This window comes from Amycolatopsis sp. AA4 (assembly GCF_002796545.1).
In the GTDB taxonomy this organism is placed as follows: domain Bacteria; phylum Actinomycetota; class Actinomycetes; order Mycobacteriales; family Pseudonocardiaceae; genus Amycolatopsis.
Genome location: NZ_CP024894.1, coordinates 7,912,194 through 7,938,185 on the forward strand (window position 1 = coordinate 7,912,194; position 25,992 = coordinate 7,938,185).

Annotated in this window: 23 protein-coding genes; 9 read left to right on the forward strand and 14 right to left on the reverse strand. The window is 69.6% G+C overall.

Features of this window, described 5'->3' with window-relative positions; all coding sequences use genetic code 11:
- The first annotated feature begins 159 nt into the window (after window positions 1-159).
- From CU254_RS36570 to CU254_RS36580, 3 genes are all read left to right on the forward strand, one after another.
- Complete coding sequence (locus CU254_RS36570; protein WP_009084392.1) at window positions 160-1,161, forward strand: MurR/RpiR family transcriptional regulator; 1,002 nt, start codon at window positions 160-162, stop codon at window positions 1,159-1,161.
- Between the two features lie 16 nt (window positions 1,162-1,177).
- A complete protein-coding gene (locus CU254_RS36575; protein WP_086024924.1) occupies window positions 1,178-2,107 on the forward strand; it encodes an N-acetylmuramic acid 6-phosphate etherase in 930 nt (309 codons plus the stop codon).
- A gap of 91 nt (window positions 2,108-2,198) precedes the next feature.
- On the forward strand, window positions 2,199-3,275 hold the full coding sequence (locus CU254_RS36580; protein WP_050788359.1) for a HoxN/HupN/NixA family nickel/cobalt transporter: 1,077 nt from the start codon (window positions 2,199-2,201) through the stop codon (window positions 3,273-3,275).
- 220 nt (window positions 3,276-3,495) lie between these two features.
- On the opposite strand, the gene CU254_RS36585 is transcribed toward CU254_RS36580, so the two are convergent.
- Window positions 3,496-3,948: a carboxymuconolactone decarboxylase family protein gene (locus CU254_RS36585; RefSeq protein ID WP_009084398.1), complete on the reverse strand. Its 453-nt coding sequence runs from the start codon at window positions 3,946-3,948 to the stop codon at window positions 3,496-3,498.
- Window positions 3,949-4,019: 71 nt separating this feature from the next.
- Between CU254_RS36585 and CU254_RS36590 the strand changes: the two genes are divergently transcribed.
- Window positions 4,020-4,898: a sigma-70 family RNA polymerase sigma factor gene (locus tag CU254_RS36590; protein ID WP_009084399.1), complete on the forward strand. Its 879-nt coding sequence runs from the start codon at window positions 4,020-4,022 to the stop codon at window positions 4,896-4,898.
- Between the two features lie 2 nt (window positions 4,899-4,900).
- On the opposite strand, the gene CU254_RS36595 is transcribed toward CU254_RS36590, so the two are convergent.
- Window positions 4,901-5,776: an aldo/keto reductase gene (locus CU254_RS36595; RefSeq protein ID WP_037716008.1), complete on the reverse strand. Its 876-nt coding sequence runs from the start codon at window positions 5,774-5,776 to the stop codon at window positions 4,901-4,903.
- Between the two features lie 88 nt (window positions 5,777-5,864).
- On the opposite strand from CU254_RS36595, the gene CU254_RS36600 reads away from it, so the two are divergent.
- Complete coding sequence (locus CU254_RS36600; RefSeq protein WP_009084403.1) at window positions 5,865-6,434, forward strand: TetR/AcrR family transcriptional regulator; 570 nt, start codon at window positions 5,865-5,867, stop codon at window positions 6,432-6,434.
- Here the strand turns inward: CU254_RS36600 and CU254_RS36605 are convergent.
- From CU254_RS36605 to CU254_RS36625, 5 genes are all read right to left on the reverse strand, one after another.
- Entirely contained in the window at window positions 6,419-8,239 is a 1,821-nt protein-coding gene (locus tag CU254_RS36605) for a GAF domain-containing protein (RefSeq protein ID WP_037716010.1), read from the reverse strand. The genes CU254_RS36600 and CU254_RS36605 overlap by 16 nt on opposite strands.
- Window positions 8,236-9,543, reverse strand: coding sequence for an MFS transporter (locus tag CU254_RS36610; protein WP_037716012.1), 1,308 nt, complete (start codon window positions 9,541-9,543; stop codon window positions 8,236-8,238). Before CU254_RS36610 ends, CU254_RS36605 begins: the two co-directional genes overlap by 4 nt.
- A 34-nt stretch (window positions 9,544-9,577) precedes the next feature.
- The gene (locus tag CU254_RS36615; protein WP_009084408.1) at window positions 9,578-10,327 is read right to left on the reverse strand and encodes a 3-hydroxybutyrate dehydrogenase; all 750 of its coding nucleotides are present in this window, start codon (window positions 10,325-10,327) and stop codon (window positions 9,578-9,580) included.
- Window positions 10,328-10,416: 89 nt separating this feature from the next.
- Window positions 10,417-11,139, reverse strand: coding sequence for a hypothetical protein (locus CU254_RS36620; RefSeq protein WP_009084410.1), 723 nt, complete (start codon window positions 11,137-11,139; stop codon window positions 10,417-10,419).
- 82 nt (window positions 11,140-11,221) lie between these two features.
- A complete protein-coding gene (locus CU254_RS36625; RefSeq protein WP_009084412.1) occupies window positions 11,222-11,719 on the reverse strand; it encodes a phosphoribosyltransferase in 498 nt (165 codons plus the stop codon).
- A 113-nt stretch (window positions 11,720-11,832) separates the two neighbouring features.
- Between CU254_RS36625 and CU254_RS36630 the strand changes: the two genes are divergently transcribed.
- The 3 genes from CU254_RS36630 (at window position 11,833) to CU254_RS36640 (ending at window position 15,162) form a co-directional block, all read left to right on the forward strand.
- Window positions 11,833-12,411 carry a GNAT family N-acetyltransferase gene (locus CU254_RS36630; RefSeq protein WP_009084414.1) on the forward strand — a complete coding sequence of 193 codons (579 nt, stop codon included), beginning with the start codon at window positions 11,833-11,835 and terminating at the stop codon, window positions 12,409-12,411.
- A gap of 118 nt (window positions 12,412-12,529) precedes the next feature.
- The gene (gene acs, locus CU254_RS36635) at window positions 12,530-14,509 is read left to right on the forward strand and encodes an acetate--CoA ligase (RefSeq protein ID WP_009084416.1); all 1,980 of its coding nucleotides are present in this window, start codon (window positions 12,530-12,532) and stop codon (window positions 14,507-14,509) included.
- 137 nt (window positions 14,510-14,646) lie between these two features.
- Window positions 14,647-15,162 carry a DUF6319 family protein gene (locus CU254_RS36640; protein ID WP_009084418.1) on the forward strand — a complete coding sequence of 172 codons (516 nt, stop codon included), beginning with the start codon at window positions 14,647-14,649 and terminating at the stop codon, window positions 15,160-15,162.
- 62 nt (window positions 15,163-15,224) lie between these two features.
- Here the strand turns inward: CU254_RS36640 and CU254_RS36645 are convergent, their stop codons facing one another.
- Window positions 15,225-15,563, reverse strand: coding sequence for a cupin domain-containing protein (locus CU254_RS36645; RefSeq protein ID WP_009084420.1), 339 nt, complete (start codon window positions 15,561-15,563; stop codon window positions 15,225-15,227).
- 120 nt (window positions 15,564-15,683) lie between these two features.
- Between CU254_RS36645 and CU254_RS36650 the strand changes: the two genes are divergently transcribed.
- Window positions 15,684-16,406, forward strand: a complete 723-nt coding sequence (locus tag CU254_RS36650) for a VIT family protein (RefSeq protein WP_009084422.1) — start codon at window positions 15,684-15,686, stop codon at window positions 16,404-16,406.
- A 1-nt stretch (window position 16,407) separates the two neighbouring features.
- Here CU254_RS36650 and CU254_RS36655 read toward each other — a convergent pair whose 3' ends face one another.
- The 6 genes from CU254_RS36655 to CU254_RS36680 are packed head-to-tail and all read right to left on the reverse strand — an operon-like array spanning window position 16,408 to window position 25,987.
- Window positions 16,408-17,613 (reverse strand): hypothetical protein, encoded by a 1,206-nt coding sequence (locus tag CU254_RS36655; protein WP_037718572.1) that lies wholly within the window; start codon window positions 17,611-17,613, stop codon window positions 16,408-16,410.
- Window positions 17,614-17,656: 43 nt separating this feature from the next.
- Window positions 17,657-18,976: a peptide ligase PGM1-related protein gene (locus tag CU254_RS36660; RefSeq protein ID WP_009084427.1), complete on the reverse strand. Its 1,320-nt coding sequence runs from the start codon at window positions 18,974-18,976 to the stop codon at window positions 17,657-17,659.
- A 44-nt stretch (window positions 18,977-19,020) separates the two neighbouring features.
- Window positions 19,021-20,235 carry a 3-deoxy-7-phosphoheptulonate synthase gene (locus CU254_RS36665; RefSeq protein ID WP_100266978.1) on the reverse strand — a complete coding sequence of 405 codons (1,215 nt, stop codon included), beginning with the start codon at window positions 20,233-20,235 and terminating at the stop codon, window positions 19,021-19,023.
- 3 nt (window positions 20,236-20,238) lie between these two features.
- Window positions 20,239-22,182 carry a phenazine-specific anthranilate synthase component I gene (locus CU254_RS36670; protein ID WP_009084431.1) on the reverse strand — a complete coding sequence of 648 codons (1,944 nt, stop codon included), beginning with the start codon at window positions 22,180-22,182 and terminating at the stop codon, window positions 20,239-20,241.
- Entirely contained in the window at window positions 22,179-22,898 is a 720-nt protein-coding gene (locus tag CU254_RS36675; RefSeq protein ID WP_009084433.1) for a thioesterase domain-containing protein, read from the reverse strand. Before CU254_RS36675 ends, CU254_RS36670 begins: the two co-directional genes overlap by 4 nt.
- Complete coding sequence (locus tag CU254_RS36680) at window positions 22,895-25,987, reverse strand: AMP-binding protein (protein WP_009084435.1); 3,093 nt, start codon at window positions 25,985-25,987, stop codon at window positions 22,895-22,897. The genes CU254_RS36675 and CU254_RS36680 overlap by 4 nt, the downstream gene beginning before the upstream one ends.
- Window positions 25,988-25,992 lie beyond the last annotated feature (5 nt).

The window sequence follows — 25,992 nt, forward strand, 5'->3', positions numbered from 1 at the left end:
CCTTCGCTAGACACACTTAGTTGCCAAGTCGTTAGCTTGAGGTCGTTAACGCCGTGGACTCGGTTGGCGACTTTCTTGACAACGATTAATCGCAAACCGAAGTCCGCAGACACGGACGGGTTGTGGTTCTGCCGAAGGATGTGGGTAGCCTTGTCGCAAATGCCAACGGTTAGTAACTTTCCGACGGCGGATGATGCGGGATCCGTAATCAGCAGCGCACCCTCCGAGCACCTCGCAGGTCAGGCGACGGCGCGCGACGCGGATGCGAGCCCCCTGGTCCGCATTCGCTCGCTGCTGCCCGGACTCGCCCGGGCCGAGCAGCGGGTAGCGAAGGTTGTCCTGGAAGACCCGGCCGCGGTCGCGCGCCGCAGCATCACCGAGGTCGCGCTCGCCGCGAACACCTCCGAGACCACCGTCACGCGTTTCTGCAAGGCGGTCGGCGTCGGCGGCTACCCGCAGCTGCGCATCGCGCTCGCCGCGGACACCGCCCGCACCGAGGCGCGCACCTCGCGCAACCTCGGCGGCGAGATCGGCCCCGGCGACGACCTGGCGTCCGTCATCGGCAAGGTCAGTTTCGCCGACGCGCGCGCCGTCGAAGAGACCGCGGACCAGCTCGACGTCGCCCAGCTGCAGAGCGTGATCGACCTCGTCGCCGAAGCCGGCCGGGTCGACGTGTACGGCGTGGGCGCAAGCGCTTTCGTCGCCGCTGACCTGCAGCAGAAGCTGCACCGGATCGGCCGCGTCAGCTTCTCCTGGTCGGACACGCACATCATGCTGACCTCGGCCGCCGTGCTGAAGCCGGGCGACGTCGCGATCGGCGTCTCGCACACCGGCGCGACCACGGACACCGTCGAGGCGCTGCGGGTCGCGCGCGAGCACGGGGCGGTGACCGTCGCGGTCACGAACTTCCCGCGTTCGCCGATCACCGAGGTCGCCGACCACGTCCTCACCACCGCGGCCCGCGAAACGACCTTCCGGTCCGGCGCGACCGCGAGCCGGATCGCCCAGCTGACCGTGATCGACTGCCTCTTCATCGGGGTCGCGCAGCGCCACATGGAGGCGTCGGTCAGCGCGCTGGACGCCACGCGGGACGCGGTCGGCTCGCACCGGCTCGGGGTCAGACCCGACGGTCGTCGTCGTCCGCGGGAAACCGGCAAGTGAACCAAGAAGCGAGGATCTGATGTCCGTCCCCTGCCAGACGGTGCACGTCGATTCGCCCACCGAACAACGAAACCCGCGCACGGTGGACATCGACCTGATGTCCACCATGGGGATCCTCGGCGCGATCAACGCCGAGGACCGCCGGGTGCCGGACGCGGTGGCCGCGGTGCTGCCGCAGCTGGCCCGCGCGGTCGACTACGCGGTCGAGGCGCTGCGCGGCGGGGGGCGCGTGCATTACGTCGGCGCGGGCACCTCGGGCCGCCTCGCGACGCTGGACGCGGCCGAGCTCGTGCCGACGTTCAACGTGCCCGGCGACTGGTTCATCGCCCACCACGCGGGCGGCGAGAAGGCGTTGCGGCAGGCCGTCGAGAACGCTGAGGATGACGCGGACGCCGGCGCGGCGGAGATCGCCCGGTCGGTGCAGCCGGGCGACTTCGTGCTCGGTCTCGCCGCCTCCGGGCGCACTCCGTACGTGCTCGGCGCGCTCGCCGAGGCCAACCGGATCGGCGCGCACACCGGGCTCGTTTCGGCGAACCCGCGCGCCGCGCAACCGGCAGGCGTCGACGTCCTGATCGCCGTCGCCACCGGTCCCGAGGCCATCGCGGGTTCGACCCGGATGAAGGCGGGCACGGCCCAGAAGCTGATCCTCACCGCGTTCTCCAGCGCGACGATGATCAAGCTGGGCAAGACGTATTCGAACCTGATGGTGAGCATGCGCGCGACGAACGCGAAGCTGCGCGGCCGCACCATCCGGATCCTGCAGGAAGCCACCGGCATGACGATGGCCGACTGCTCGGACGCGCTCACCGAAGCGGGCGGCGACCTCAAGGTCGCGCTCGTACACCTGTTGTCCGGCAGCGACGTCACGCGTTCCGCCGAGGCGCTGTCCGCGGCAGGCGGGCACGTGCGCAAGGCGCTCGACTCGCTGCACCTGCGCGCTGGCTGAGGCTTACTGGATTGTCCGTGAAGGGCTCCTTGAGGGAATCTGATTCCCTGAAGGAGCCCTTCACGGCTTTTCGGTGAGCGAGAGGACGGCGATGACGCAGCGGCTGACTCGCGGCGACCGATGGTCGATCGGCGGCATGGCGGCCGTGATCCTGCTGCTGAACCTCGTCGGCTGGGGTTTGCTGGTGCTGGTCGTCGCGCCGCGGCACTACGCGCTCGGCGCGGGCGGCACGTTCGGCATCGGCCTCGGCGTCACCGCGTTCACGCTCGGCATGCGGCACGCGTTCGACGCCGACCACATCGCCGCCATCGACAACACCACGCGCAAGCTGATGGCCGACGGGCAGCGTCCGCTGTCAGTCGGGTTCTGGTTCTCGCTCGGGCATTCGACGATCGTCTTCGCGCTGTGCCTGCTGCTGTCGATGGGCGTCCGCGCGATCGCCGGGCAACTGGAGGACGACGGTTCCGCACTGCACGAGACGACCGGCCTGATCGGCACGTCGGTCTCCGGAATTTTCCTGTACCTGATCGCGATCATGAATCTGGTCGTGCTCGTCGGGATCGCGCGCGTGTTCGCCCGGATGCGCCGCGGCGAACTGGACGAGGCCGAGCTGGAACGCCATCTCGACAACCGCGGCCTGATGAACCGGCTGTTGCGCGGAGCCACCAAAGCGGTGCGGAAGCCGTGGCACATCTACCCGGTGGGTGTCCTTTTCGGACTCGGCTTCGACACCGCGACGGAAATCGGACTGCTCGTGCTCGCCGCGGGTGCCGCCGCGTTTTCCTTGCCCTGGTACGCGATTCTCGTGCTGCCAACCCTGTTCGCGGCCGGGATGAGCCTGTTCGACGCCGCGGACGGGGTGCTGATGAACTACGCATACGGCTGGGCGTTTTCGCGGCCGATCCGGAAGATTTATTACAACCTCACGGTCACCGCGCTTTCCGTGGCGGTCGCGCTCGGGATCGGGACCATCGAGCTGGTCACGCTGCTCGCCGAGAAGCTGGGCATCACGTCCGGCCCGCTCGCCGCGATCGCCTCGGTGGACCTGGACTACGTGGGCTTCGCGATCGTCGGACTGTTCGTCGTCACCTGGTTGGCCGCGTTCGCGATCTGGAAATTCGGGAGAATAGAGGAGAAGTGGGCCGCGCGGCTGGGAACCGCCGATTGACGCTGGAGGGAGCATCCCGTCGAAGTCGCCCTCGCAGAGGTGGTGCGGATCGCGTTGCCGGAATCACTGGGCGCGCTCATGTTCGCGGTGCTCGTCGCGACCCTCTACAAAAACCCACGCTCCGTCCGCCGGGACCAGTTGCCCGCGAGGATGTGAGGCTGCCGGAAGCGGCGGCGGATCCCCTCGCCGCCACCCCGGCAGTACCCCCAGTACCCCAGCGTCAGAACGAACCGACCGGCTGGCGGATCGCGGCGTTGAGCCGGTTCCACACGTTGATGCCCGCGATCGACAGCAGGAGCGACGAAAGCTCCTTCTCGTCGTAGACGTCCGCGGCGGCGTCCCAGACCTCGTCCGGGACCGGGTCCGTGCGGTCGGCCAGGCGGGTCACGTGTTCGGCCAGGTCCAGCGCGGCGCGCTCGGCGTCGGTGAAGTACGGCGATTCGCGCCACGCGCCGACGGCCCAGATCCGCTCGTCCTTCTCGCCCGCCTCCTTCATCTCCCGCGCGTGCATGTCGACGCACACGCTGCAGCCGTTGATCTGGCTGACCCGCAGGTGGATCAGGTGGTGCGTGGTCGCGGGCACGGTGCTGTCGTTCGTGGCCTTGCTCAGCGCCATCAGCGCCTTCATCGCGTCCGGCTGCACCTTGATCGGGTGGGTCATCCGAGCCTGCATGGTGATCTCCTCCTGTCACGTCCGCCTCGTTCGGCGGGTCTCGTCAGTAGGACCCGGCCGAGGGAGAAGATGTGACAGTGCGGGACGAAAAACAGGACGAGAATTTTTGGGCGGCTCAGTTCGAGGAGCATCGGCCCAGGTTGCGGGCGGTGGCGTACCGGATGCTCGGTTCGTTCGCCGAGGCCGACGACGCCGTTCAGGAGACCTGGCTGCGGGTGACGCGGTCCTCGGGCGAGGACATCCGCAACACCGGCAGCTGGCTGACGACGATCGTGTCGCGGCAATGCCTCAACATGCTGCGTTCGCGCGCGACCCGGCGCGAGGATCCGCTGGACATCCGGGTGCCGGACCCGATCGTGGAGACCGGGGACGGCGTCGACCCGGCGGAGCAAGAGGTCCTCGCGGACTCGGTGGGGCTCGCGCTGCTGGTGGTGCTGGAGGCGCTCGACCCGGCGGAACGGCTCGCCTTCGTCCTGCACGACATGTTCGCCGTGCCTTTCGACGAGATCGCGACCATGCTCGACAAGAACACCGCCGCGGTCCGGCAGCTGGCGAGCCGGGCGCGCCGGCGCGTGCAGGGCGTGACCCCGGCCGGTCCGGCGGATCGAACCCAGCAGCGCAAGATCGCGGACGCCTGGCTCACCGCCGCCCGCGGCGGCAACTTCGAGGGGCTGGTCGCGCTCCTGCACCCGGACGCGCTGCTGCGCGTCGACACCGGCGGACTCGGTTCGAAGGTCGTGCGCGGCGCGGCCGAGGTCGCGGGCAGCGCGTCGCAGTTCCGCCCGGCCGGCCTGGTTTCGCAGTACGCGACCGTCAACGGCGGCCCGGGCATCATCGCCCGGCGCGACGGGAAGGCCGTTTCGGTGCTGTCGTTCACCGTGGCCGACGGGTTGATCACGGAGATCAACATCCTCGCCGACGTCGAGCGGATCGCGGCGCTGAACTTCTGACCTCAGCCGAGCCGGTCCAGGGCGGCTGCCGCTTCGGCGGGCAGCCGCACCTGGCCGGCGGCGAGGTTTTCGGCGAGATGCGCCGGGGTCGCCGTGCCCGCGATCAGCAACGTGCCCGCGTAGCGTTGCAGCAGCCAGGCCAGCGCGACCTGCGCCGGGGTGCAGCCGAGTTCGGCCGCGACGCCGGTGACGACCGCGTTGCCGGTCACGTCCTGGCCCAGCTCGAACGCGGAGCCCAGCGGGAAGTACGGCACCCACGCGATCCCGCGTTCCCGGCACAGCTCCAGCACCGGTTCGGTGGCGCGCGCGAGCACGTTGTAGGAGTTCTGCACGCAGACGATCCCGATTTCGAGCGCGTGCCGGAGCTGGTCGGCGGACACGTTGCTGAGCCCGAGTGCGCCGATCTTTCCCGCGTCGCGCAGGGAAATCAGTTCGGCGAGCTGGTCGTCGATGTCGACGAGCTGGTCACCTTCCGCGATCAGGCCGGGTCCGGCGTCCGCGCGCCGCAGGTTGACCACGTCGAGCCGTTCGACGCCGAGGGAGGCGAGGTTGGCCTCGACCTGCGCCCGGAGCTGCGCCGGGTGCTGCGCGAGCCGGAGCCCTTGCGGTCCTTCCTCGGCGCCGACCTTGGTCACCACGACCAGGTCGTCCGGATAAGGCGAGAACGCTTCGCGGATCAGGTCGTTGCACCGGCCATCGCTGTAGAACTGCGCGGTGTCCAGGTGGTTCACGCCCGCTTCCGCGGCGCTGCGCAGCAGTTTCACCTGGTCAGCGCGGTCGGTTCCGGGGCGGCCGAGTTGCATCACGCCGTAGCCGATCCGCGCGACCTCGTGGCCGCCGAGCTTCGCGGTGCCGCCTGGAGCTGTGGTTGCCGTCATGAGGAAAGACTCCTGCCGTGGCATAGTGAAGGTTGATGCGGAGGCGCCTCCGTATCACCACCGTAGCAGAACCGGAGGGTCCTCCGCTTTGTCGAGCGCCAAGAAACCGCGCGCGGACGCTGAACGCAACCGTCTGCGCCTGCTCGCTGCTGCCCGCAAAGCGTTCGGCGAAGGCGACGAGCCCGTCACCCTGGAGCACGTCGCGCGCGAAGCGGGTGTCGGCATCGGCACGCTCTACCGCCACTTCCCTACCCGCGAAGCACTGGTCGAGGCGTTGTACCGCGACGAACTGGCACAGGTGGTCGCGAGTGCGCCGAAGCTGCTCGAGACCGAGAAGCCGCTTCGCGCGCTGCGTCGGTGGATGGCTCGCTTCGCCGAGTACGCGAGCACGAAGCACGACATGGCCGACACGCTGCGCGCGATCATCGAAGCGGGCACCGTCGATATGACGCAGGTCCGCGCCGAACTGACCGAGGCCGTTCAGCTGATCTTGGACGCGGGCGCAGCAGACGGCACGCTTCGGGCGGACGTTCGCGCGCAGGACGTGGTGGTGACAGTGGTCGGTGCGTGCAGCATGCCGACCCTGCCGGACGGGCCGGAGCAGCTGGACCGGATGCTCGACCTGATCCACGCCGGGGTCTGTCAGCCGCCGAGCTGATGCACCCGCAGCGCGAGCTGGATCTCCAACGAGCGTTCCGGTTCGCGCCAATCCTCGCCCAGCAGCACGGCGAGGCGCTCCATCCGCTGCGCCACCGTGTTGACGTGGACGTGCAGGGTTTCCTTTGCCCGCGCCAAATTCCCGCCAGCCGCGTAGTACGCGCGCAGCGTGCCGACGAGGTCGGTGCCGCGGCGGGCGTCGTAGTCGAGGACCGGGCCGAGCGTCGCCCGGACGTAGCCGGACAGGTCGGAATGCCGACCGAGCAGCACGCCGAGGAAGCCGAGGTCGGCCATCGCCGCGCCGTCGCCCTCGCGGCCCAGAGCGAGCAGAGTGTTCACGCATCGAACAGCTTCGGTGTACGCCTGCGCCAACGCTTCCGGACCGCTCGCCGGACCAGCCGCGCCGACCGTCACCGGACAGTCCACAACGGACTTCAGCTCGGCCGCGATCCGGGCCGCGGCAGGCTGATCCGGGGCGAGCGCGACGACTTGCTCCGCGTGGACCCCGACCAAATCGCCGTATCGCGCGCAGGCGGCAGCGAGCCCGCGGCGAGAAATGCCGGAAGCGTGCGCGACCAGAACCGTGTGCGGCGAGGACAAATCGACGCCCAGCCGTCGCGCGCGAGCCACCAACGAACCCGGATTTCGGGTCGGCGCGGTGAGCAGGTCGGTCAGCAATTCCCCGCGCACTTGATCCTCGGCTTGCGCGACGGAACGACGCAGCAGCAACAACAACGCCGTGACAACCGCGGCCCGCTCGAACAGCCGTCGGTCGTCCCCGGCCAGCTCCGGCCGTCCGGAGAGCGTCAGGCTGCCGAGCAATTCGCGCCCCGCCCGCACCGCGCAGACCCAAACGTCCTTTGTGGACACCGCACGGCCATTGGCATGAGAAGAAGCGACCGCAGACGCGTCGAACGGCACCGCGGTACCAGCCAGCAGCCCGCCTTCCTCGTCGTGCACGGCGATCGAGCCGCGCAGAACTCCGGCTACTTCCGCCGCCACCGCGGGCAAATCCGCACCGCCGAGCACGAGGTCCATCAGCCGGTCGTGGGCGTCGTCGGCCCGCCGCATCGTCGCGTTGGCCGCATTCAGTTCCGCGGCGGCCGTACGTGTTTCCTCCAGCAGATGCGCAGTGTCCAACGCGATCGCGGCGTGCGCGGCCAGCGACGAAAGCAGCGCGACCTCCGCCGTCGAGAACGCCCGCGACGAACGGTCGGACGCGTAAAGCACGCCGAGCACCTTGCCGCCGATCGCCAACGGCACGCCGAGGATCGCCTTCAGGCCCTCCTCGCGGACGCCCGCGTCGATCGGGTTCGTGTGCCGGAACCGCTCGTCCGCGAAATAGTCCGCGGTCGCGTACGGACGCGCGGTCTGTGCCACGAGCCCGCCGAGGCCCTCGCCCATTCCCAGCACAATCTGTTGGAACAGCGCGGAAACCGACCCGTCCGTGACCCGGATGTACGTCTCGCCGTTCGCTTCGTCGTTGAGGCTGAGATACGAGACGTCTACGTTCAACAGCGTTCGCGCGCGCCGGACGATCGACCGCAGCACCGCGTCCGGATCCCGCAGCCGGGCGAGGTCGCTCGCGGTGTCGAACAACGCGGTCAGCTCGGCTTCCCGCCGCCGGTGCTCGCTGAGCGTCTCGCGGATCCGCAACGCCAGCTCGGTCGCCGAACCGATCGCGGCGGCCTGTTCCGCGGACAACCCCCGGGCAGCGACGTGCGCCAGCTGCTCGCTGCTCGCTCCGGCGGCGAGCAGTTCGAGCAGCCGGCGATACGCCTCGGCAGTGGGGTCCACACCCGTCATGCTGTCATTGAAGCCTGCCGTTCGGCCGTCGTCTCGTGCAACGACGCGCCGCGCGTCTCCCGGGCCGCGAGCAGCGCGACCAGCGACAACAGGCACATCGCGACCACATAGACCGAAACTGGCACCGTGGAGCGGTAGGCCTCGAACAGCGCCACCGCGATCAACGGCGCGACCGCACCGGCCGCGATGGACGACAGCTGGCCGCCGACCGAAAGCCCGGTGTAGCGCACCCGTGTCGGGAACTGCTCCGCGAAGAACGCCGCCTGCGGTCCGTACATCGCGCCGTGCACGACCAGCCCGACCACTGCCGCGCCGATCACCGACCAGGTCGTGCGCAGGTCGAGCAGCCAGAAGAACCCGAACGACCACGCGGCCATCCCGACGACGCCGAACAGGTACACCGGCTTCCGGCCGATCTTGTCGGAAAGCAAGCCCCACAAGGGAATCGTCACGAAGTGCACCGCCGACGCGACGAGCACCGCGGTCAGGCCGGTCGCCTTCGGCAGGCCGAGCCCGGTGGTCACGTACACGAGAATGAACGCGGTGATCACGTAGTACGACACGTTTTCCGCGATCCGCGCGCCGAACGTCACCGCCAGCGCCCGGAAGTGCCCGCGGAAGACGTCGACGATCGGCGCCTGCTCACGCTCGTCCGCGGCGGCCTTCGCCGCGATGAACACCGGCGATTCCGAAACCGCGAGCCGAATCCACAGGCCGAGCACGACCAGCACGCCGGAGAGCAGGAACGGAATCCGCCAGCCCCATGCCTGGAAGGTCGCGTCCGACTGCGCCGACGCCAGGATCGCGAGCACCGCCGTGGCCAGCAGGTTCCCGGCCGGAACGCCGGTCTGCGGCCAGGACGCCCAGAACCCGCGCCGCCGGTCGTCGCCGTGCTCGGACACCAGCAGCACCGCGCCGCCCCATTCACCGCCGAGGGCGAAGCCCTGGATCAGCCGCAGCAGCGTCAGCAGGATCGGCGCGAGCACGCCGACCGCGGTGTACGTGGGCAGCAAACCCATCGCGAACGTCGAGCCGCCCATCATCAGCAGGCTCACGACCAGCAGTTTCTTGCGTCCGATCCGGTCGCCGAAGTGCCCGAACACGAGTCCGCCGATCGGCCGCGCGAGGAAGCCGACCGCGTAGGTGAGCAACGCCAGCAGGGTGCCGGTGAGCGGGTCGGCGGTCGGGAAGAACAGCTTGTTGAAGACCAGCGCGGCGGCCGAGGTGTAGAGGAAGAAGTCGTACCACTCGATGGTGGTTCCGATCAGCCCGGCTCCGACGACGCGCAGCAGCTTTTTGTCCATAGTGGACTCCACTCCGTTGTGGGGAAAGGGGATTTCAGCCGGCGGTCCAGCCGCCGTCAACGGGAAGCGACGCACCGGTGACGTGCCCGGCGGCCTCGCCGCACAGCCACACCACGAGATCGGCGACGTCCGAGGGTTCGATCAGCCGCTTGATCGCGACCCGGCGCAGCAGAACCTGTTCGAGCACTTCTTCTCGCGGCACCCCGTGTTCGGCGGCCTGCGCTTCGATCTGCCCGGTGACGAGCGGCGTCCGGACGTAGCCGGGGTTCACGCAGTTGCTCGTCACCCCGTGCTCCGCGCCTTCGAGAGCGGCCACTTTGGACAGTCCCTCGAGCGCGTGTTTCGCCGTGACGTAAGCGGCTTTGTACGGACTCGCCCGCACGCCGTGCACGCTCGACATGTTCACGATCCGGCCCCAGCCGCGCGCGTACATCGCGGGAAGGCACTGGCGGATCAGCAAAAACGGCGCGGTCACCATCAACGACTGGATGAAGGCGAACCGCTCGGGCGGGAATTCCGGCAGCGGCGCGACGTGCTGCACGCCCGCGTTGTTGACGAGCACATCGACGTCCACCGGCAGGGTCGCCAGCGCCGCCGGGTCGGTCAGGTCCACGACGTGCGCCTGCCCGCCGACCTCAGCGGCCGCCTCCTCCGCCCCGGCGACGTCCACGACGTGCACCTTGGCCCCGGCCGCGCCGAACGCCCGCACGCAGGCCAGCCCGATGCCGCTGCCGCCGCCGGTCACCAAGGCGGTGCGTCCGGCGAGGGAACTGTGACTGGTCATGGCCGGAAACAGTAAGTCGCTCCGACCTGGGCGACCATGGCTCAACCCACCCCAGAACGCCGTCCGGTCATGTGGTCAGACCACACGTCTCAGCCAGCGGCCGACGAGATGCTCCGCGCCTCGTTCGCCCCGGTTTCGAAGGCCTCGCAGCAGAAGAGCAGCCACTCGCGGACCCCGTCCGGGGTCCCGCCGGCGAACCCCTGAGCCAGCTCGACATACCGCGGAACGCGCCGGAAATACGCGACCTCCGGCACCGTCAAAGCCTTCGGGTCCAGCCCAGTGGCGACCATCGACAGCCGTGCCGCCGCCCGCGCGACCACCCCGTCCGCCGAACCGAACGGGGCCAACGCCAGCAGCTCGCCGTGCACCACCGCGGTCAGCACCGGGCCCGGCACCGAGGTGGCACCGGTGACGAGCTGAGCCAGCAACTCCAGCCGCTCGCCGCCGCGCCGCGGACGGCCGAGCTGGTCCGGATCCGACACAACGTCCGACGCGGCCAGCAAATGCAGCCGGGCCAAGGCCTGCAACGGAGCCCGCCGCCACGTCGGCAGCAGCGACTCCAGCTTCTCCGCGACCCGCAGCGCACCGGCGAGCAGCGGGTCGGTCACCGAACCGTCTTCCGGCAACTCGGGGTTGGCCCCGTCGATCCCGGCCGAAGCCCGAGCCGCGCGCACCGAAGCCTCCGCCGCGGTTTCCGCCCCGCCCCGCAGATTCGCGGGCAGCCGGTGCACGGCGAAGATGGCGTCCTGCGCGGCTTTCGCTGCCGCGGCAACGCCGTCCAGCTCCAGCAGCGGCTTCAGCGGATCGCTCATGCCGTCGCCTCCATAACGAGTTGCACGCTGGTTGCCGAGAAGGCGACGGCATGAACATCGATGATTCGCTCGCAAGCAGCGCTCATGCGTCGAGCACCTGCCCCGCGCGCTCGACCACCGGAGGCAGCACCGACCACGGGAAGTTGATCCACCGGTCGGTCCGCTTCCACACGTACTCGCACTTCACCGTCGAGGCGGGCTTCTCGTAAACCACCGCGCAGCGCACGTCCGCGACGTGGTCGGCACAGAAGTCGCGGACCAGTTTGAGCGTCGCGCCGGTGTCCGCGACGTCGTCGGCGACCAGCACCTTCTTGTGTGTGAGATCCACCACGTTGGGCACCGGCGGGAGCATGACCGGAAGGTCCAGCCGCTGGTCGACCCCGGTGTAGAACTCGACGTTCATCACGTGCAGGTTCTTCACGTCGAGCGCGTACCCGAGCGCGCCGGCGACGAACAGCCCGCCGCGCGCGATGGAGAGGATGAGGTCGGGGACGAACCCGTCCGCGGCGACTTCCCGTGCCAGCTCCCGGCTCGCCGAACCGAACAACTCCCACGTGAGGTTTTCTCGTTCCTCGGCCATGCGCGCTCTCTTTCTCGGGTGGTCCGCCGAGCATAAGCGGCCGTAAAGTGGACTGCTGAAATGACCGGGAAATGGCACTTCGGCACATCCACTTGCCGTCGTAGCGTGAGCCCGTGACCTGGAACGAGCATCCCGTCCTGTCCGGCCGCCACGTACGGCTCGAACCCCTCGCGCCCGAGCACGCCCCCGGCCTGCTCGAGGCAGGCGCCGACCCGGGCATCTGGGCCTGGCTGAGCGTCCGGCAGCCCGCCGACCTCGGCGAAGCCGAGACGATGGTGAAGGACGCGCTCGCCGACCCGGACCGCCGCCCGTGGGCGCAGATCGACGTCGCGTCCGGCCGCGTCGCCGGCACCACTTCTTATTACCAGGTAGTAGCGAAGCACCGGATCCTCTCGATCGGGCACACCTGGATCGGCGCGGAATTCCAGCGCACCGCGCTCAACACCGAGGCCAAATTCCTCCTTCTGCGCAACGCCTTCGAGGACTGGGGCGCGCAGCGCGTCGCGTGGGAAACCGACAACCGCAACCTCCGTTCGCAACGCGCCATCGAACGGCTCGGCGCGCTCCGCGAGGGCGTGCTGCGCGCGCACCGGATCCGTCCGGACGGCACGACCCGGGACACGGTGCTCTACTCGATGACGGACGCCGAGTGGCCGGGCGCCCGTGCCCGGCTGCTCGCCCGCCTCGGCTGAGCCTCGCCGCACGGCGCTTGGAGCTGTGCGCGCAACGTGGCTGCAACCTTGTCGTAGGCGGACTAACGTCGCTAGCGTTCCCTGAGCCGCGGGTTCGCACTACAGGAGGCTTTGCACCATGACCGAGCAGTCCCCAGCGTTGGACAACCTGCTCACGGAGAGCCGCACGTTTCCTCCCAGCGAAGAGTTCGCTGGTCAGGCGAACGCGAAGGCCGAGTTGTATGCGACGGCGGACGCTGACCGGGAGAAGTTCTGGGCCGGGCAGGCGGAGCGGCTGTCGTGGGACACGAAGTGGTCCCAGGTATTGGACTGGACCAATGCGCCGTTCGCGAAGTGGTTCGTGGGCGGGAAGCTGAACGTCGCCTACAACTGCGTGGACCGGCACGTCGAGTCCGGCCACGGGGACCAGGTCGCGATCCACTGGGTCGGCGAGCCGGGCGACACGCGCGACATCACCTACGCGCAGCTGAAGGACGAGGTCTCGAAGGCCGCGAACGCGCTGTCGTCGCTGGGCGTCGTGGCCGGGGACGTCGTGGCGATCCAGCTGCAGATGGTGCCTGAGGCGATCTTCGCGATGCTGGCGTGCGCGCGGATCGGCGCCCTGCACAGCGTGGTCTTCGGCGGTTTCTCGCCGACGGCGCTGCGCGCGCGGGTGGACGACGCGGCGGCGAAGATCGTGATCACCTCGGACGGCCAGTACCGCCGCGGCAAGGCCGCGCCGATGAAGGCGAACGTCGACGAAGCCTTGCAGGGCGCGGAAACCGTGCAGAAGGTGATTGTCGTCAAGCGCACCGGCAGCGACCTCGAGGGCGAGACGCCGTGGACCGAGGGCCGCGACCTGTGGTGGCACGAACTGGTCGACGGACAGTCCACCGAGCACAAGCCGGAAGCGTTCGATTCCGAGCACCCGCTGTTCATCCTGTACACCTCGGGCACCACCGGCAAGCCGAAGGGCATCCTGCACACCTCCGGCGGCTACCTGACCCAGACGGCGTACACGCACAACGTCGTGTTCGACCACAAGCCGGGCGAAGACGTCTACTGGTGCACCGCCGACATCGGCTGGATCACCGGACACTCCTACATCGTGTACGGGCCGCTGGCGAACCGCGTGACCCAGGTCGTCTACGAAGGCACGCCGAACACCCCGCACGAGGGCCGGCACTGGGAAATCATCCAGAAGTACAAGGTCTCGATCTACTACACCGCGCCGACGCTGATCCGCACCTTCATGAAGTGGGGCGAGGACATCCCGGCGAAGTACGACCTGTCTTCGCTGCGCGTGCTGGGAAGCGTCGGCGAGCCGATCAACCCCGAGGCCTGGATCTGGTACCGCGACAAGATCGGCGCGAACAAGACGCCGGTCGTGGACACGTGGTGGCAGACCGAGACCGGCGCGATCATGATCTCGCCGCTGCCCGGCGTCACCGCGGCCAAGCCGGGTTCCGCGCAGCGCGCGCTGCCGGGCATCTCGGCGAAGGTCGTGGACGACACCGGCACGGAGGTCCCGCACGGCGGCGGCGGATACCTGGTGCTGGACAAGCCGTGGCCGTCGATGCTGCGCGGCGTGTGGGGCGACGACGAGCGCTTCCGCGACACCTACTGGTCCCGCTTCTCCGAGCAGGGCTTCTACTTCGCGGGCGACGGCGCGAAGTACGACGAGGACGGCGACATCTGGCTGCTCGGCCGGGTGGACGACGTGATGAACGTGTCCGGGCACCGGATCTCCACCACCGAGGTCGAGTCCGCGCTCGTCTCGCACCCGACGGTCGCCGAGGCCGCGGTCGTCGGCGCGACCGACCCGACCACCGGACAGGGCATCGTCGCGTTCGTGATCCTGCGCGGCAACGCCGTTGACGGCGGGGACGAAGCGGTGCAGGAACTGCGCAACCACGTCGCGAAGGAGATCGGGCCGATCGCGAAGCCGCGCCAGATCATGGTCGTGGCCGAGCTGCCGAAGACCCGTTCCGGCAAGATCATGCGCCGGCTGCTGCGCGACGTCGCGGAGAACCGCCAGATCGGCGACGTCACCACGCTCGCCGACTCGTCGGTGATGGACCTCATCTCCTCCGGACTGAACTCCGGCAAGGAGGAGTAAGTTCTTCACCGTCAGGAAGGGGCTCTCCCGGCTGGGAGGGTCCCTTCCTGCATTGTTCCCCTGAAAGTGCGGGCATCGAACGCATGTTCTAAGATGCCCGCGTACCCAACCCAGATCCGGGCAAGGAGACGACACGAATGTCCGTGGAAGCCTTGACGCACGACGAGGACACTGCGGCCGGGCCGGCGGCGGCGTCATCGCCGCAGGCCGCCGGCACCCCGGAGGCCCCGGAAGTCGCCGAGCCCACTGCCGCTCCGGAAGCTTCGAGCGCCCCGGCGGACGCTCCGAAGCCGGAGTCTTCGCAGGCTGAGGAGACCCCGGCGGTCGAATCGCCGAAGCCGAAGCGCGGCCGCCCGAAGGCCGCGGCGTCGACGGCGAAGAAGACCCGCACCGTGGAGCTGACGCTCACCGTCACCGGCACGGCGGACGGCGAGTGGCAGGCCGAGCTGAAGAACGGCGCCAAGTGGGTCGCGAAGGGCCTGGCGGTCCCGGCCGCGGCGGTGTCGCGGGCAGCGAAGGAACTGCACGACGACCTGTCCGGCCCGATCGACGAGGTCATCAACGCCGCCCGCGAGGCGCAGGCCGCGAAGGTCGCGCAGCTGGAGGCCGAGCTCGAAGCCGCGAAGGCGGCGCTGGCCGAACTCGACAACTGAGCCAGACCCGGTTCGCCCGGGTCCGGTGCCCGCGGTGGCGCCGGGCCCGGGCGTTCGTCGTTTCAGCCCACCGGCGGCCGGCCGGGCAGCGGGGCCTTGAACTCGATCCACCGGCTGTCGGCGACCGCTTCGACGTGGTGGCACACCCCGCGCGGATGCACCACCACGTCACCCGGCCCGAGTTCGGACCAGACGCCGTCGACCGTGCCGCGCAGCCGTCCTTCCAGCACGTGCACGATGCTGTCGTGGTCGTGACTGTGCTCGGCCGACGCGACGCCTGCCGGATAACGGATTTCGTACGCCAGCCCGTGTTCCGCGCGCGCCCGTTCCCGGATCAGCCCGGTGCCGCCGCGCAACGGCTGCCCTTCCACCACCGACAACGTCCGCCACTCCTGCTCCATCCCGGCAGCCTATTCGCCTGGTCAGGCAAGGCACAATTCATTGAGGATTGCCTTTCTTAACCGAATTCCAGCACCCGGGAAAATGTCGCGCGGAAACAATTTCCGTGATTCACTGAAGCCGTGACCGAAACGATGGGCGACGCGGTGCACGCGCACGAACCGCACGACGATCTCGGCGGCAAGCTGAACTGGCTGCGCGCCGGGGTTCTCGGCGCGAACGACGGGATCGTGTCCGTCGCGGGCATCGTCGTGGGCGTCGCCGGAGCCACCACCGACAGCACCACGATCCTCACCGCCGGAATCGCCGGACTCGTCGCCGGCGCGTTTTCCATGGCGGGCGGGGAATACGTGAGCGTGAGCACCCAGCGCGACACCGAACGCGCGCTGCTGCGGCTCGAGAAGCACGAGCTGAAAACGATGCCGGAGGCCGAGGAACGCGAACTCGCGCAGATCTACGAGGACAAGGGCCTCTCGCCGGAGCTGGCGAAGCAGGTCGCGCGCGAGCTGACCGAAAAGGACCCGCTGCAGGCGCACGCGGAGGCCGAACTCGGCATCGACCCGGACAACCTGACGAGCCCGTGGCAGGCGGCGTGGGCGTCGCTGCTGGCGTTCTCCGTCGGCGCGCTGCTGCCGTTGCTGGCGATCGCCTGGGCATCGGTCGGCGTCCGCGTCTGGGCGTGCGCGCTGGCGGTGGTCGTCGGCCTCACGCTCACCGGTTACGTGAGCGCGAGGCTCGGCAACGCGCAGGCGGGGCGCGCGATCGCCCGAAACGTCGGCGTCGGCGCCCTCACCATGCTCGTCACTTACTTCGTCGGAGTGCTTTTCGGCACCACCGTCGGTTAGCTCAGCATTCGTCGGCACCCGGTACCGCAGGCATCGACGAAGTCGGTACCCGGCGCAACTCGGCCAGGGCACTCGCGACGGTGAGCAGCAAGGTCAGCGCCGCCGCGCCGATCAACGCGGTGACCGGGGTGAACGACGCCAGCGCCAGTGCCGTCAGCGTCGCGGTGAGCGTGTAGCCGACTCCCTGCACCGCATACATGACGGAGTATCCGCCGGTGTGCACCTCCGCCGGCAGTGCTTCACGCAACGAGAGGTTGCGCGTCACGGCCACGGCCGCCTGGCAAAGACCACCGACGACCAAGACGACGCTGATCGCGATCAAGCCGGGCACGACCGCGATCAACGCCACGCAGGCCGACATGCCGACCAGAAGCACCAGGCTCTGCGTCCGCACCGCACCAGGCCATTTCCGCAGCCCGTAGACGAACGCGCCCACCGCGCTCGACCCCGAGAACACTGTCAGCAGCACCCCCGCCCAGCCGGTCTGCAGGTGCCGGAACTCCAGCAGCGGAGCAAGGATCAGCTCCGCGGCCGACAGCAAAGCCATCGACGCGGCGCTGGTCAGGTAGATCGGCCAAGCCGCCAGCAATTGCCGACCATGGCCCCTGGTCTTCGCCGGTGTCTTCGCCGGCGCCGCGGCGCCGGCCGGTCCGGGCAGCAGGGGCAAGGTCAGTGCCGCGACCGCCATCGCCGCCGCGCCGACCTCGAGAGGCACCTCGGCGCCTGCCCACAACGCCAGCGAAACCGACAGGCCTGGTGCGATGGCCCAGATCGCCTGGGTCAGGGTGGATTCGGCACTCAATGCCGACGCGACAACGTCCTCGTCGACCAGCCGGGTCAGCATCGCCCGCATGCCGCCCGGGCTCGCCGCCGGGCAGCCACCGGCCAGCGCGGCCAGGACCACCAGCACCGGGTCCGGAGCCGAGGAGGCGAGGGCGAGGCCCCCGAACGCGACCGCCCCCGCTCCCAGCCCGAGCGCCAGCCCGGGCTTGCCCCGGCTGACCGGCAGGGTGCCGATGAACAACGCGCCGAGCACCTCGCCGACGACGTAGGCGGCGGCGAGGGTCGCGCCGAGCGAATAGCCGCCCGGCCGGTCCCTGGCCAGGAAGACAAGCCCCAGCGGTGCCATCGCGATGGGCAGCCTGGCCACCACCGCGACCAGCGCCCAGAGGAGCACCGGTTTCTTGGCCAGCCCCCGGTAGCCCATGAACACGCCTCCGTTCCTCGATGCGATCGGCTCGATGCCGGGATCAGCTGATCGGCAGCTTCCCGATCCGGTCTTCCAGTTCCGTGGCGTGCTCGACGTTTTCCGCGATCAGGCAATACTCGACGGTCCCCCCGGTGACGTCGTCCGAGGTGAGCACCACGCCGCTGCGGTCCTTCCGATCGAACGCGAGACCGCCGGCCCGAAGGGCCGCCAGCGCCTGGTCGAACGAGGGCACCGGCCAGAAATGCCGCTGCATCACCACCCGCTCCCGCAGAAACCCCGGGCCGACGAGATGCTGCGCGATCCGGGTGACATGCGTTGATCCGCCGACCCGCCCGTTCACCTCGTTGAGCAGTACTTCCCCCGCCGGGGTGACAATTCCGTCGATGCTGATCAGCCCGCGGTAGCCCATGCCCCGAATGGCCTGGCACAGGTTTTCCGCGGCTTCGAGGTAACCCGGCCAGCCGGGGTGAGCCGCGGACTGAGCTGGGATCACCAAGCCGTTGAAGATCGGCTTGGTCAGCATTTCTCCGTGCCCGAAGAGCTCGACGCCGTCGTCGGTGATGCTCATCTCGACGTACACCGGCGTGCAGTCCGGCACGTAGTGCTCCACCACGACCCGGCGGCGGCCGTCGCCGGAGTACCACGGCCAGCGGCGCCTGACCAGAGCGCGCAGCGCCTCGCGATCCGGGACGGTGATCACCTCGGCCGCGCCGATCGGCGTGACCCCGTCGTGCGGGCTCAGGATCTCGTTGCCGTAACCGCCGACGTGCTGGTCTTGTTTGACGATCGCGCACCGGCCGCTGGAAAGCAGTTCCCAGAGCCATTCCTCGGCGGCGGCGGGGTCCGCGGTCACCCGGCCCTCGGGAATCGGGCAGCCCGTGCCGCCCGCCAGCGCCCGGAAGACCGATTTGCTGTTGAGCAGGTCGCTTCCGCCCTGCCCGACGAAGCCGAACCCGGGGGTGTCCGCGGCCAGCCCGTGCCGCCGGGCCAGCCGGACCATCACGGCGTCGAAGATGATCGGGAACAAGCGCGAAGCGCCGGTTTCCTCGATCGCCGCGGCCAGCGCGCGGTCGAAGCGGCTGTCCTCGAACCGGTCGGCCGACAGAACGTCCAGGCCGAACCGGCCCGGCGGCGGCGCGATGACCCGGATCTTGCCGAGGTCGACGTCCATCAATTCGGTGAGGTACCGCGCGAAAGACTCGCTCGGCGGATGCGGCACCACCAGGATGTCGCCTTCCCCGACGTAGAACAGCATGCGCTGGGCGGTGTAGCCGGCGAGCCGGCGCTGCTCGTCGGTGAGCACGGCGAGGTCGCCGACCATGTGCTCGGTGCGGTTGTTGGCCACGAAGAGAGTGGGCATGTTCGCTTCCTTTCGCTTCGAGCGGGCGGGATTCCGGGCGCTGCTCAGCCCGGCCACGCGCTGGCCACCAGGCGAGCCTGGTCGGGGTTGAGCCGGGGATCGCACAGCGGTTCCGTCCCGGCGGGCAATCCGGCGAGTTCCTCCTCCTGAAGGACGCATTCGACGACCTCGTCCGGAGTAGCCTCCAGGTGCAGCCCGCCCGCCACGCCGTGCTCGGACCGGACCGCGCTGTGGAAGCCGAGCATCTCCCGGATCACGGAACCGACCAACCGGGTCTTGCGCCCTCCGGCGGCACGGAAAGTGTTGCCGTGCATGGGATCGCACAACCAGATCACGGGATGCCCGGCCCGGCGGACCGCCGCGACGAGTCCCGGCAGCCGGTCGCCGACCTGGCTCGCCCCGAGCCGGGCGATGAGAGTCAGCCGGCCCGGTTCGCGGCTGGGGTCGAGCCGTTCGCACAGCTCGACCAGGTCCGCGGCTTCGAGGCCGGGACCGACCTTGCAGGCCACCGGATTGGCGACCCTCGAGAGCAGGTTCACGTGGGCCCCGTCGAGCTGCCGCGTGCGGTCTCCGATCCACGGCCAGTGGGTCGAGGCCAGCACCAGCTGGTCGTCGTCCCGGCGCAGCAACGGCAGTTCGTAGTCCAGCACCAGCGCTTCGTGACTGGTCCATACCCGAGGACGGCTCAACCCCGATGGGCGAGTGCGGCGCAGCGCCTCGGACACCCGGGCGGCGGATCGGTAGCCGTCCACCAGCCGCCGCGCGTCCGGCGTCCGGGACTTCGCGTCGAAAGCCGGATCGTTGACCAGGTGGCCGCGGAATGCAGGCAGTTCGACTCCGTCTCTGACCTCGAAGGGCGATGACCGCGGCTTGGCGAACTGCCCGCCGATCCGGCCGACCGTGACGACGGGACGGCTCGACTGTTCGCTCATCAGGTCGCCGAGCCGCACGAGAAGTTCCGCTTTGCGCGCGACGTGTTCGTGAGTCGCGTGCCGCGGGTCCTCCGCGCAGTCGCCTGCTTGGAGCACCCGCAACCGGCCCTCGGCGACTCCGGCGAGAAGGCCGCGAAGCTCGTCGACCTCGGCCGCGGTGACCAGTCCTGGTGCGGCCCGCAGCCATTCGGTCGAAACGGCCAGCGCCGCCGGATCCGGCCAGCTGGGCTGCTGCCCGGCCGGAAGCGCGCGCAAGGCGTTGAGTTCGGCTTCCGGCAGCGGTGCCGCGGGCCTGCTGACGACGAAGCTGGGAGACACGACGGACATCGATCAATCCTTTGCGGTCGGAACGGAACGAAGGCGGCCGACGGTGCGCACTCCCGGCCACAACGCCGTGCTGACGAGATTCCGCAGCAAGTGCGGGCCGTGCTCGGTGAGCAGCGATTCCGGATGGAACTGGACTGACGTGAATCCGGAGCCGCTCACCGCGTGCACCTCGCCGGTCGGCTCGTCCCGGCTCAGCCGCACCGGCTCCGTGGAGTACGCGCTGAACAGGCTCTCGCTGTCGGACCGGGCGGCGAACGTGTTGTAGAAGCCGACATCCACGTTCTCGCCGAACAGATCGATGCGGTGCCGCACCCCTTGATTGGGCTCGGGACGACGAACCACGTCGAGTCCCAGCAGTCTGCAGAGCACCTGGTGGGACAGACACACCGCGACGAATGCGCGGCGGTCAGCGAGCAATTGCTCGATCAAGGCGCCGAGGGCGGCGATCTTCGGCTGACCGCTGTCGTTGGGATCGCCCGGGCCAGGACCGGGCACCACCACGTCGAACTCCTCGTGCGAGGGCCGAGAACGCCAGGGCACGACGGAAACGACGAGGCCGAGCGCACGCAACTGGTGGGCGAGCATCGCGGTGAAAGTGTCTTCGTTGTCCACGACCAGTGCCCGTAGCCCGGTCAGTTCGGGGGCCTGCCAATCGACGCCCGCCCGGTCGCGCAGCCAGAACCGGGCCAGCCCGCTGTTGCGAGCGGCGAGGCCGCGCCGGATGTCGGGATGACGGCTCAGATCGAGGCCTGCCGTTCCGCTGGCCGAGCGTTGCTCGCCCCGCAGCGCGGAGAGCAGACCAGCCGCTTTCGCGTGGGTCTCGGCCACTTCGCTGTCCGGGTCGGAATGGCGGACCAAGGTCGCCCCGACTCCGAACGCGAGAGAACCGTCCGGCGCCAGTTCGGCCGTGCGGATGAGAATCGCGGAGTCCATCTCGGGCCTGCCCTCGGCGTCGTGGCCGATCAGCGCGGCCACCCCGCTGTAGTAGCCGCGGCCCGCGGGTTCGTGTCGCTTCAGGACCTGGCACGCGCTTTCCACCGGGCTGCCGGTCACCGTGGGGGCGAGAAGAGTCCGGCGCAGGATCTCGTGCGGAGGCTGGGCCGTCCGGCCGCGGACGAAGTACTCGGTGTGTGCCAGATGCCGCATCTGCCGAAGGCAAGGCCCGTCGATCTCGACGCCTTCGGCACAGACCCCCGCCATCATCTTCAGTTCCTCGTCGACAACCATGTACAGCTCCTCGACCTCTTTGCGGTCGTCTAGGAAACTGAGTGCCTGCTCGACAGAAGGCCCGGTCGCGCCATAGCGCAGAGTGCCGCTGATCGGATTCATCGTGGCGATGCCCGCCGACAGGCCGACGTGCCGCTCCGGACTCGCCCCGACGAACGTACGTCCGCCCGTGTGCACGAGGAAGGTCCAGTGCGCGCCGTCCTCGCCCAGCAGCAATCGGCGAAACAGAGTCAGCTCGGTGGCCACGGAGCAATTCCGCACCCGGGCCGAGAAAGACCGTTTGATCACGAAGTTGGCCCCAGCCCCGGAGCCGATTTCCTCGGCGAGCACTTTCGCGACGATGCGTGCGTAATCGTCGTCGGCCAGGTCGAAACCGGCCGCGTCGAAGCGCACCTCGCTGTCCGGTACCGCGGCGAGGAAGTCGGTCAGGCTGATGGTCGTCGCCGTGCGGATCCGCATCGCCAGCAACGGCGCGTGGTCGTCTTGGCAGGCGTATCCCCGTTCGACGACCTGCCGGAACGGCACCAGCACCAACGTCGCCGGGCCGGTGCGAGGACGTTCCGGCGTTTCCGCCGCCAGGTCCGAAAGACTCGACAGCTCGGCCATCGGCCCGCGGAACAGCTCCAGTGTCCCGGTCCCGGTCGCACCCGGCCGGTACAGCAGAGCGAACGGTTCCCCGTCGGTCGCGAACTCCCGCGAGAACGTCTCCTGGTCGCTCACGGGCTCCCCTCCTTCCCCAGTACGTCGTGCAGGAAACCGTCGACGTGACCAGCGACGGCAGGCAAACGTTCCTCCGCAAGCAAACCGAAGTGGCCGCCGTCGACCACCTCCGTGCGCAGCCGGCTCGAAAGCCGTTCCCAGTCCGCGCGCTGCCGCGGCACCGGACCGTCGCCGCAAGCCAGCAACAGGACGGGCCCGGCGTACGGAACGCTCACCTGATGTCCGGCCGCGGCCCGTACGTGCGCGGTCGCGGTACGGCGCAGACGGTTCCGGTCCGCCTCCGGCAGCGAGGCAGGCCATCCGTCCACAATGGATTGAGTGAACGCGGCGAGGTCCGCGTCCGGTGACAGCCGGGCGAAGCTGTCGAGCAGCACGACCGCGGGCCGGTGTCCTTCGTGCGCGGCGAGATGAGCCGCGACGTGCCAGGCCAGCACTCCGCCGAGCGACCATCCGGTCAGCACCGCCGGTGCGGCCGGCAGACCGCGGATCGCGGCCAGGCAGCGGGATACCATCGCCGGTACGTCAGTGTCGGGCTCTTCGCCCGCGGCGAGGCCCGTCGCCCGCACCGCGTGCACGTCGCCGTGCTCGGCAAGCGTGGCCGCCAACCCCAGGTAGGGCAGGAAACCACCGCCCGCGGGAGGAAGCACGACGAGCTGGCGGCCGGTCCGTCCGGAAGCGAGCTTCCGCAGCTCCGGGACGAGCACCGCGCGGCTCACGCGGCACCTCGCCCGGCCTCGACAAGCCCGGCCAGCGCGCGCACAGTCGGCTCCCGGAAGAAATCCAGCACCGGCACTTCGACCCCGTGCTCGGCTTCGATCCGGCTGAGCACGACCACCACATTCAGCGAGTGCGCACCGTGGTCGAGCAGCGACCCGTCAAGAGGAACCGGCGCGCCAAGCGCCTCCTCCCACCACCGTCGCAGCTGCGCCTCCAGCGCATTCGACGGCACTCCGGCCGCGGACGGCGACTCGTCTCCCACCGCCTCGGCCGCCTTGCGCACCAACGCTTCCCGGTCGAGCTTCCCGGTGAATCCAGTCGGGATCGAGCTGACCGGGAAAACCCGGACGGGGACCATGTATCCGGGCAGCCGCCGGGAAAGGGCCGCACGCACCGCGTCCGGCTCCGGGTCGCCCTCAGGCACGAAAAACAGCATCAGCCGCTGCCCCGGCGCGACCGCGGCGACCGCGCGCTTCACTCCGGCGATCCCGTTCGCCGCGGCCTCCACCTCTCCCAGTTCGACCCGGTAGCCGCGGATCTTCACCTGGCCGTCGCCCCGGCCGAGGTAAACCAGTTCGCCCCCCGCGTCGGCCAGCACCTGATCGCCGGTGCGGTATTCGCCGTCGACGAATCGTTCGGCGGAGAGCCGCGGATCGCGGACGTAGCCCAACGCCGGCGCGATCCCGCCGAGCCGAAGTTCGCCGGGCACGCCGGGAGGAGCCGACCGCCCGGCCGCGTCGACGATCCGGGCGACCACGCCGGGGAGCGGACGGCCGATCGGGGCGTGCACCCGCCACGGCTGGTCCGCGGCCCGGAAGAAGGCCGCGGTGGCGACGTGGGTTTCGGTCGGGCCGTACATGTTCACGAGCACGATGTGCGGCCGCTCGGCGAAGAACCGCTGCACCGATTCGTCTGCCACCAACTGCTCGCCCGCCACGCAGAGAAACCGGGCCGCGGGCAACAGTTCTCCTGCCGCCTGCGCGGCTCTGGCGAAGGCGCCGAGCGCGGCGGCGGGGAGATAGACGTGAGTCACCTCGGCCAGCGCCGCCCGGCGCACCAACGCGGGCAGGTCCTGCCGGTCGACCGGTCGTCGCGAAACGACGGTCCCGCCCGCCAGCAAGGCAGGAAAGATCTCTTGGAAAGAAACGTCGAAGCCGAGCGGCGCGTACTGCAGGAATCTCGTCCGAGGAGACATGTCCAGCGCGCTCTGCTGCCATGCGGCGAGGTTCGCCAACGGCGCGTTGGCCATCAAGACGCCCTTAGGCCGTCCCGTCGAGCCTGAGGTGAACATCGTGTAGACGCCGCACGCGCCGTCTCCGCCGGAAGCGGGTTCTGTCGCGGGGCCGCGGAGTTCTTCGATGGGATAAACGCGAGCCCCGGGAAATTCGCCTTCGCCGACCACCGTCTCGCAACCAGCCTGCTCGACCATGGCTGCCAGCCGTTCGCGGGGAAGGTCCGTTTCCAGCGGCAGATAAACGGCTTGGCACGAAAGAATCGCCAGTACCGCGACCACGCTGTGCACGAGGTCTCCGGTGGTCACGCCGACGATGTCGCCCGGGCCCACGCCGCGTTCGGCCAAGCCGCCGGTCGCTTCCCGGACGCGTTTCGCGAGTTCGCCGTAGGCGAGCCGGGTCCGCCGTTCCTCCACCGCGACCGCGTCCGGGCAGGCGTCGGCGACCTCGAGCACTCGTCGCGCGAAATCGCAATATTCCACGACGTTGCCCGGAAGCTCGCGCACCGCGGAACCGTTGCCGAACAGCTCGCGCACCGGGACGCCGCCGCGCTCCCGGCCTACGGCGGCGATGGCCGACCGAAGGGAGTCCAGGTAACCGGAGACCACGGGATCCGGCACCAGCCGCCGGTCGTGCTCGACCTCCAGCAGCCACCCTTGCCGGGTCGGCTTCGCCCACAGCAGCAAATCGAACTTCGCGGTGTCGTTGCCGTGCTGGCGCATCGAACGAACCGGCGCGCCCGCTCCCCCGTCGTCCGCCGGTTCTTGCATCGTCAGCAGCGTGGTGAAGACCGGGTTCCGATTGCCCCGGCGTTCGGGCTTCAGATGGGCGGCGACCCGGCTCAGCGGCACGGCCGCGTTCCGGCGCGCCCGCGCCGCCTCGGGTGCCACGGCGTCGGCGACGAAGCCGGCGAAGGACTGGTCCCAGTCCACCCGCACGGCCACCGGCACGGTGTTCACGAAGAACCCGCACAGGTCGAAGGACGCACCGGTCCTGCGGGTCATCACGCTCGTCCCGAAAACGACGGCGTCCTCGCCGGTGTGCCGGGCCAGCGTCGCCGAGTGCAGTGCGGCGAACAGGGTGAACGGGCTGATCTCGAGCTCGCGGCAGACCTGGTCGATTCCGGACGATTCCGCTGGAGTGAGCGGGATTTCCCGACGAGCGCCGGCGAAAAGCGTCTCGGCCGGACGGCCCGGAAGCGGATACAGCACGGTCGGGGACACTCCCCGGAGCCGATCGGCCAGCGCGGCCGCCGCGGCGTCCGCTTCCGGCGCGGCCGCCGCCGCGACCTGCTCGGCGAGTTCTCCGGCAAAGGCCGCTTCCCGTTGCGGAACCAGGTCCTCGACTTCCAGTTTTCCCTGCAGGGCCAGATTCAGCTCGGTCCGAAGCACGCCCACCGAGTAGCCGTCGAAGACCGAATGGTGCACCGCGAGTACGAGCACGGCGCGCGACCGGTCATCGGCACGCAGGTGCACCGCGCGGACAAGAGGCGGCCGGTCGAGCGCGAAAGCCGTGGCGCCGACTTCTTCGAGCGCGGCGGCCCGGCAGAGCTCGAACTCCGCCGCCGGAGCCGACCAGTCCCGGAGCACCCCGGAACTGCCCACGTCCGAAGCCACTAGCAGCGCACCGTCGTCCGGCCGTTCCGGCAGCCCGGAGCGCAATGCCGGTTGCACCGCCAGCACCGCGGCGAAAGCCTCGGCGAGATCCGCCGGTTCGCACCCCGGATCCACCTCCGCCTCCACCACGACGTTGTAGAGATGGGGCACCGGGACGAATCGATCGACCGCGAGCAGTTCGCGCTGGGCGTCGGTGACCGGCAACGCCACCGCTCGCATGTTCCCCAGATCGCTAGACATGCGAT

Excerpts from the sequence above, each read along its gene's own strand:
- CU254_RS36570 (WP_009084392.1), top strand. The coding sequence starts at position 160 with ATGCCAACGGTTAGTAACTTTCCGACGGCGGATGATGCGGGATCCGTA.
- CU254_RS36580 (WP_050788359.1), top strand. The coding sequence starts at position 2,199 with ATGACGCAGCGGCTGACTCGCGGCGACCGATGGTCGATCGGCGGCATG.
- CU254_RS36585 (WP_009084398.1), bottom strand. The coding sequence starts at position 3,948 with ATGCAGGCTCGGATGACCCACCCGATCAAGGTGCAGCCGGACGCGATG.
- CU254_RS36595 (WP_037716008.1), bottom strand. The coding sequence starts at position 5,776 with ATGACGGCAACCACAGCTCCAGGCGGCACCGCGAAGCTCGGCGGCCAC.
- CU254_RS36605 (WP_037716010.1), bottom strand. The coding sequence starts at position 8,239 with ATGACGGGTGTGGACCCCACTGCCGAGGCGTATCGCCGGCTGCTCGAA.
- CU254_RS36610 (WP_037716012.1), bottom strand. The coding sequence starts at position 9,543 with ATGGACAAAAAGCTGCTGCGCGTCGTCGGAGCCGGGCTGATCGGAACC.
- CU254_RS36615 (WP_009084408.1), bottom strand. The coding sequence starts at position 10,327 with ATGACCAGTCACAGTTCCCTCGCCGGACGCACCGCCTTGGTGACCGGC.
- CU254_RS36620 (WP_009084410.1), bottom strand. The coding sequence starts at position 11,139 with ATGAGCGATCCGCTGAAGCCGCTGCTGGAGCTGGACGGCGTTGCCGCG.
- CU254_RS36625 (WP_009084412.1), bottom strand. The coding sequence starts at position 11,719 with ATGGCCGAGGAACGAGAAAACCTCACGTGGGAGTTGTTCGGTTCGGCG.
- acs (WP_009084416.1), top strand. The coding sequence starts at position 12,530 with ATGACCGAGCAGTCCCCAGCGTTGGACAACCTGCTCACGGAGAGCCGC.
- CU254_RS36640 (WP_009084418.1), top strand. The coding sequence starts at position 14,647 with ATGTCCGTGGAAGCCTTGACGCACGACGAGGACACTGCGGCCGGGCCG.
- CU254_RS36645 (WP_009084420.1), bottom strand. The coding sequence starts at position 15,563 with ATGGAGCAGGAGTGGCGGACGTTGTCGGTGGTGGAAGGGCAGCCGTTG.
- CU254_RS36655 (WP_037718572.1), bottom strand. The coding sequence starts at position 17,613 with ATGGGCTACCGGGGGCTGGCCAAGAAACCGGTGCTCCTCTGGGCGCTG.
- CU254_RS36660 (WP_009084427.1), bottom strand. The coding sequence starts at position 18,976 with ATGCCCACTCTCTTCGTGGCCAACAACCGCACCGAGCACATGGTCGGC.
- CU254_RS36665 (WP_100266978.1), bottom strand. The coding sequence starts at position 20,235 with ATGTCCGTCGTGTCTCCCAGCTTCGTCGTCAGCAGGCCCGCGGCACCG.
- CU254_RS36680 (WP_009084435.1), bottom strand. The coding sequence starts at position 25,987 with ATGTCTAGCGATCTGGGGAACATGCGAGCGGTGGCGTTGCCGGTCACC.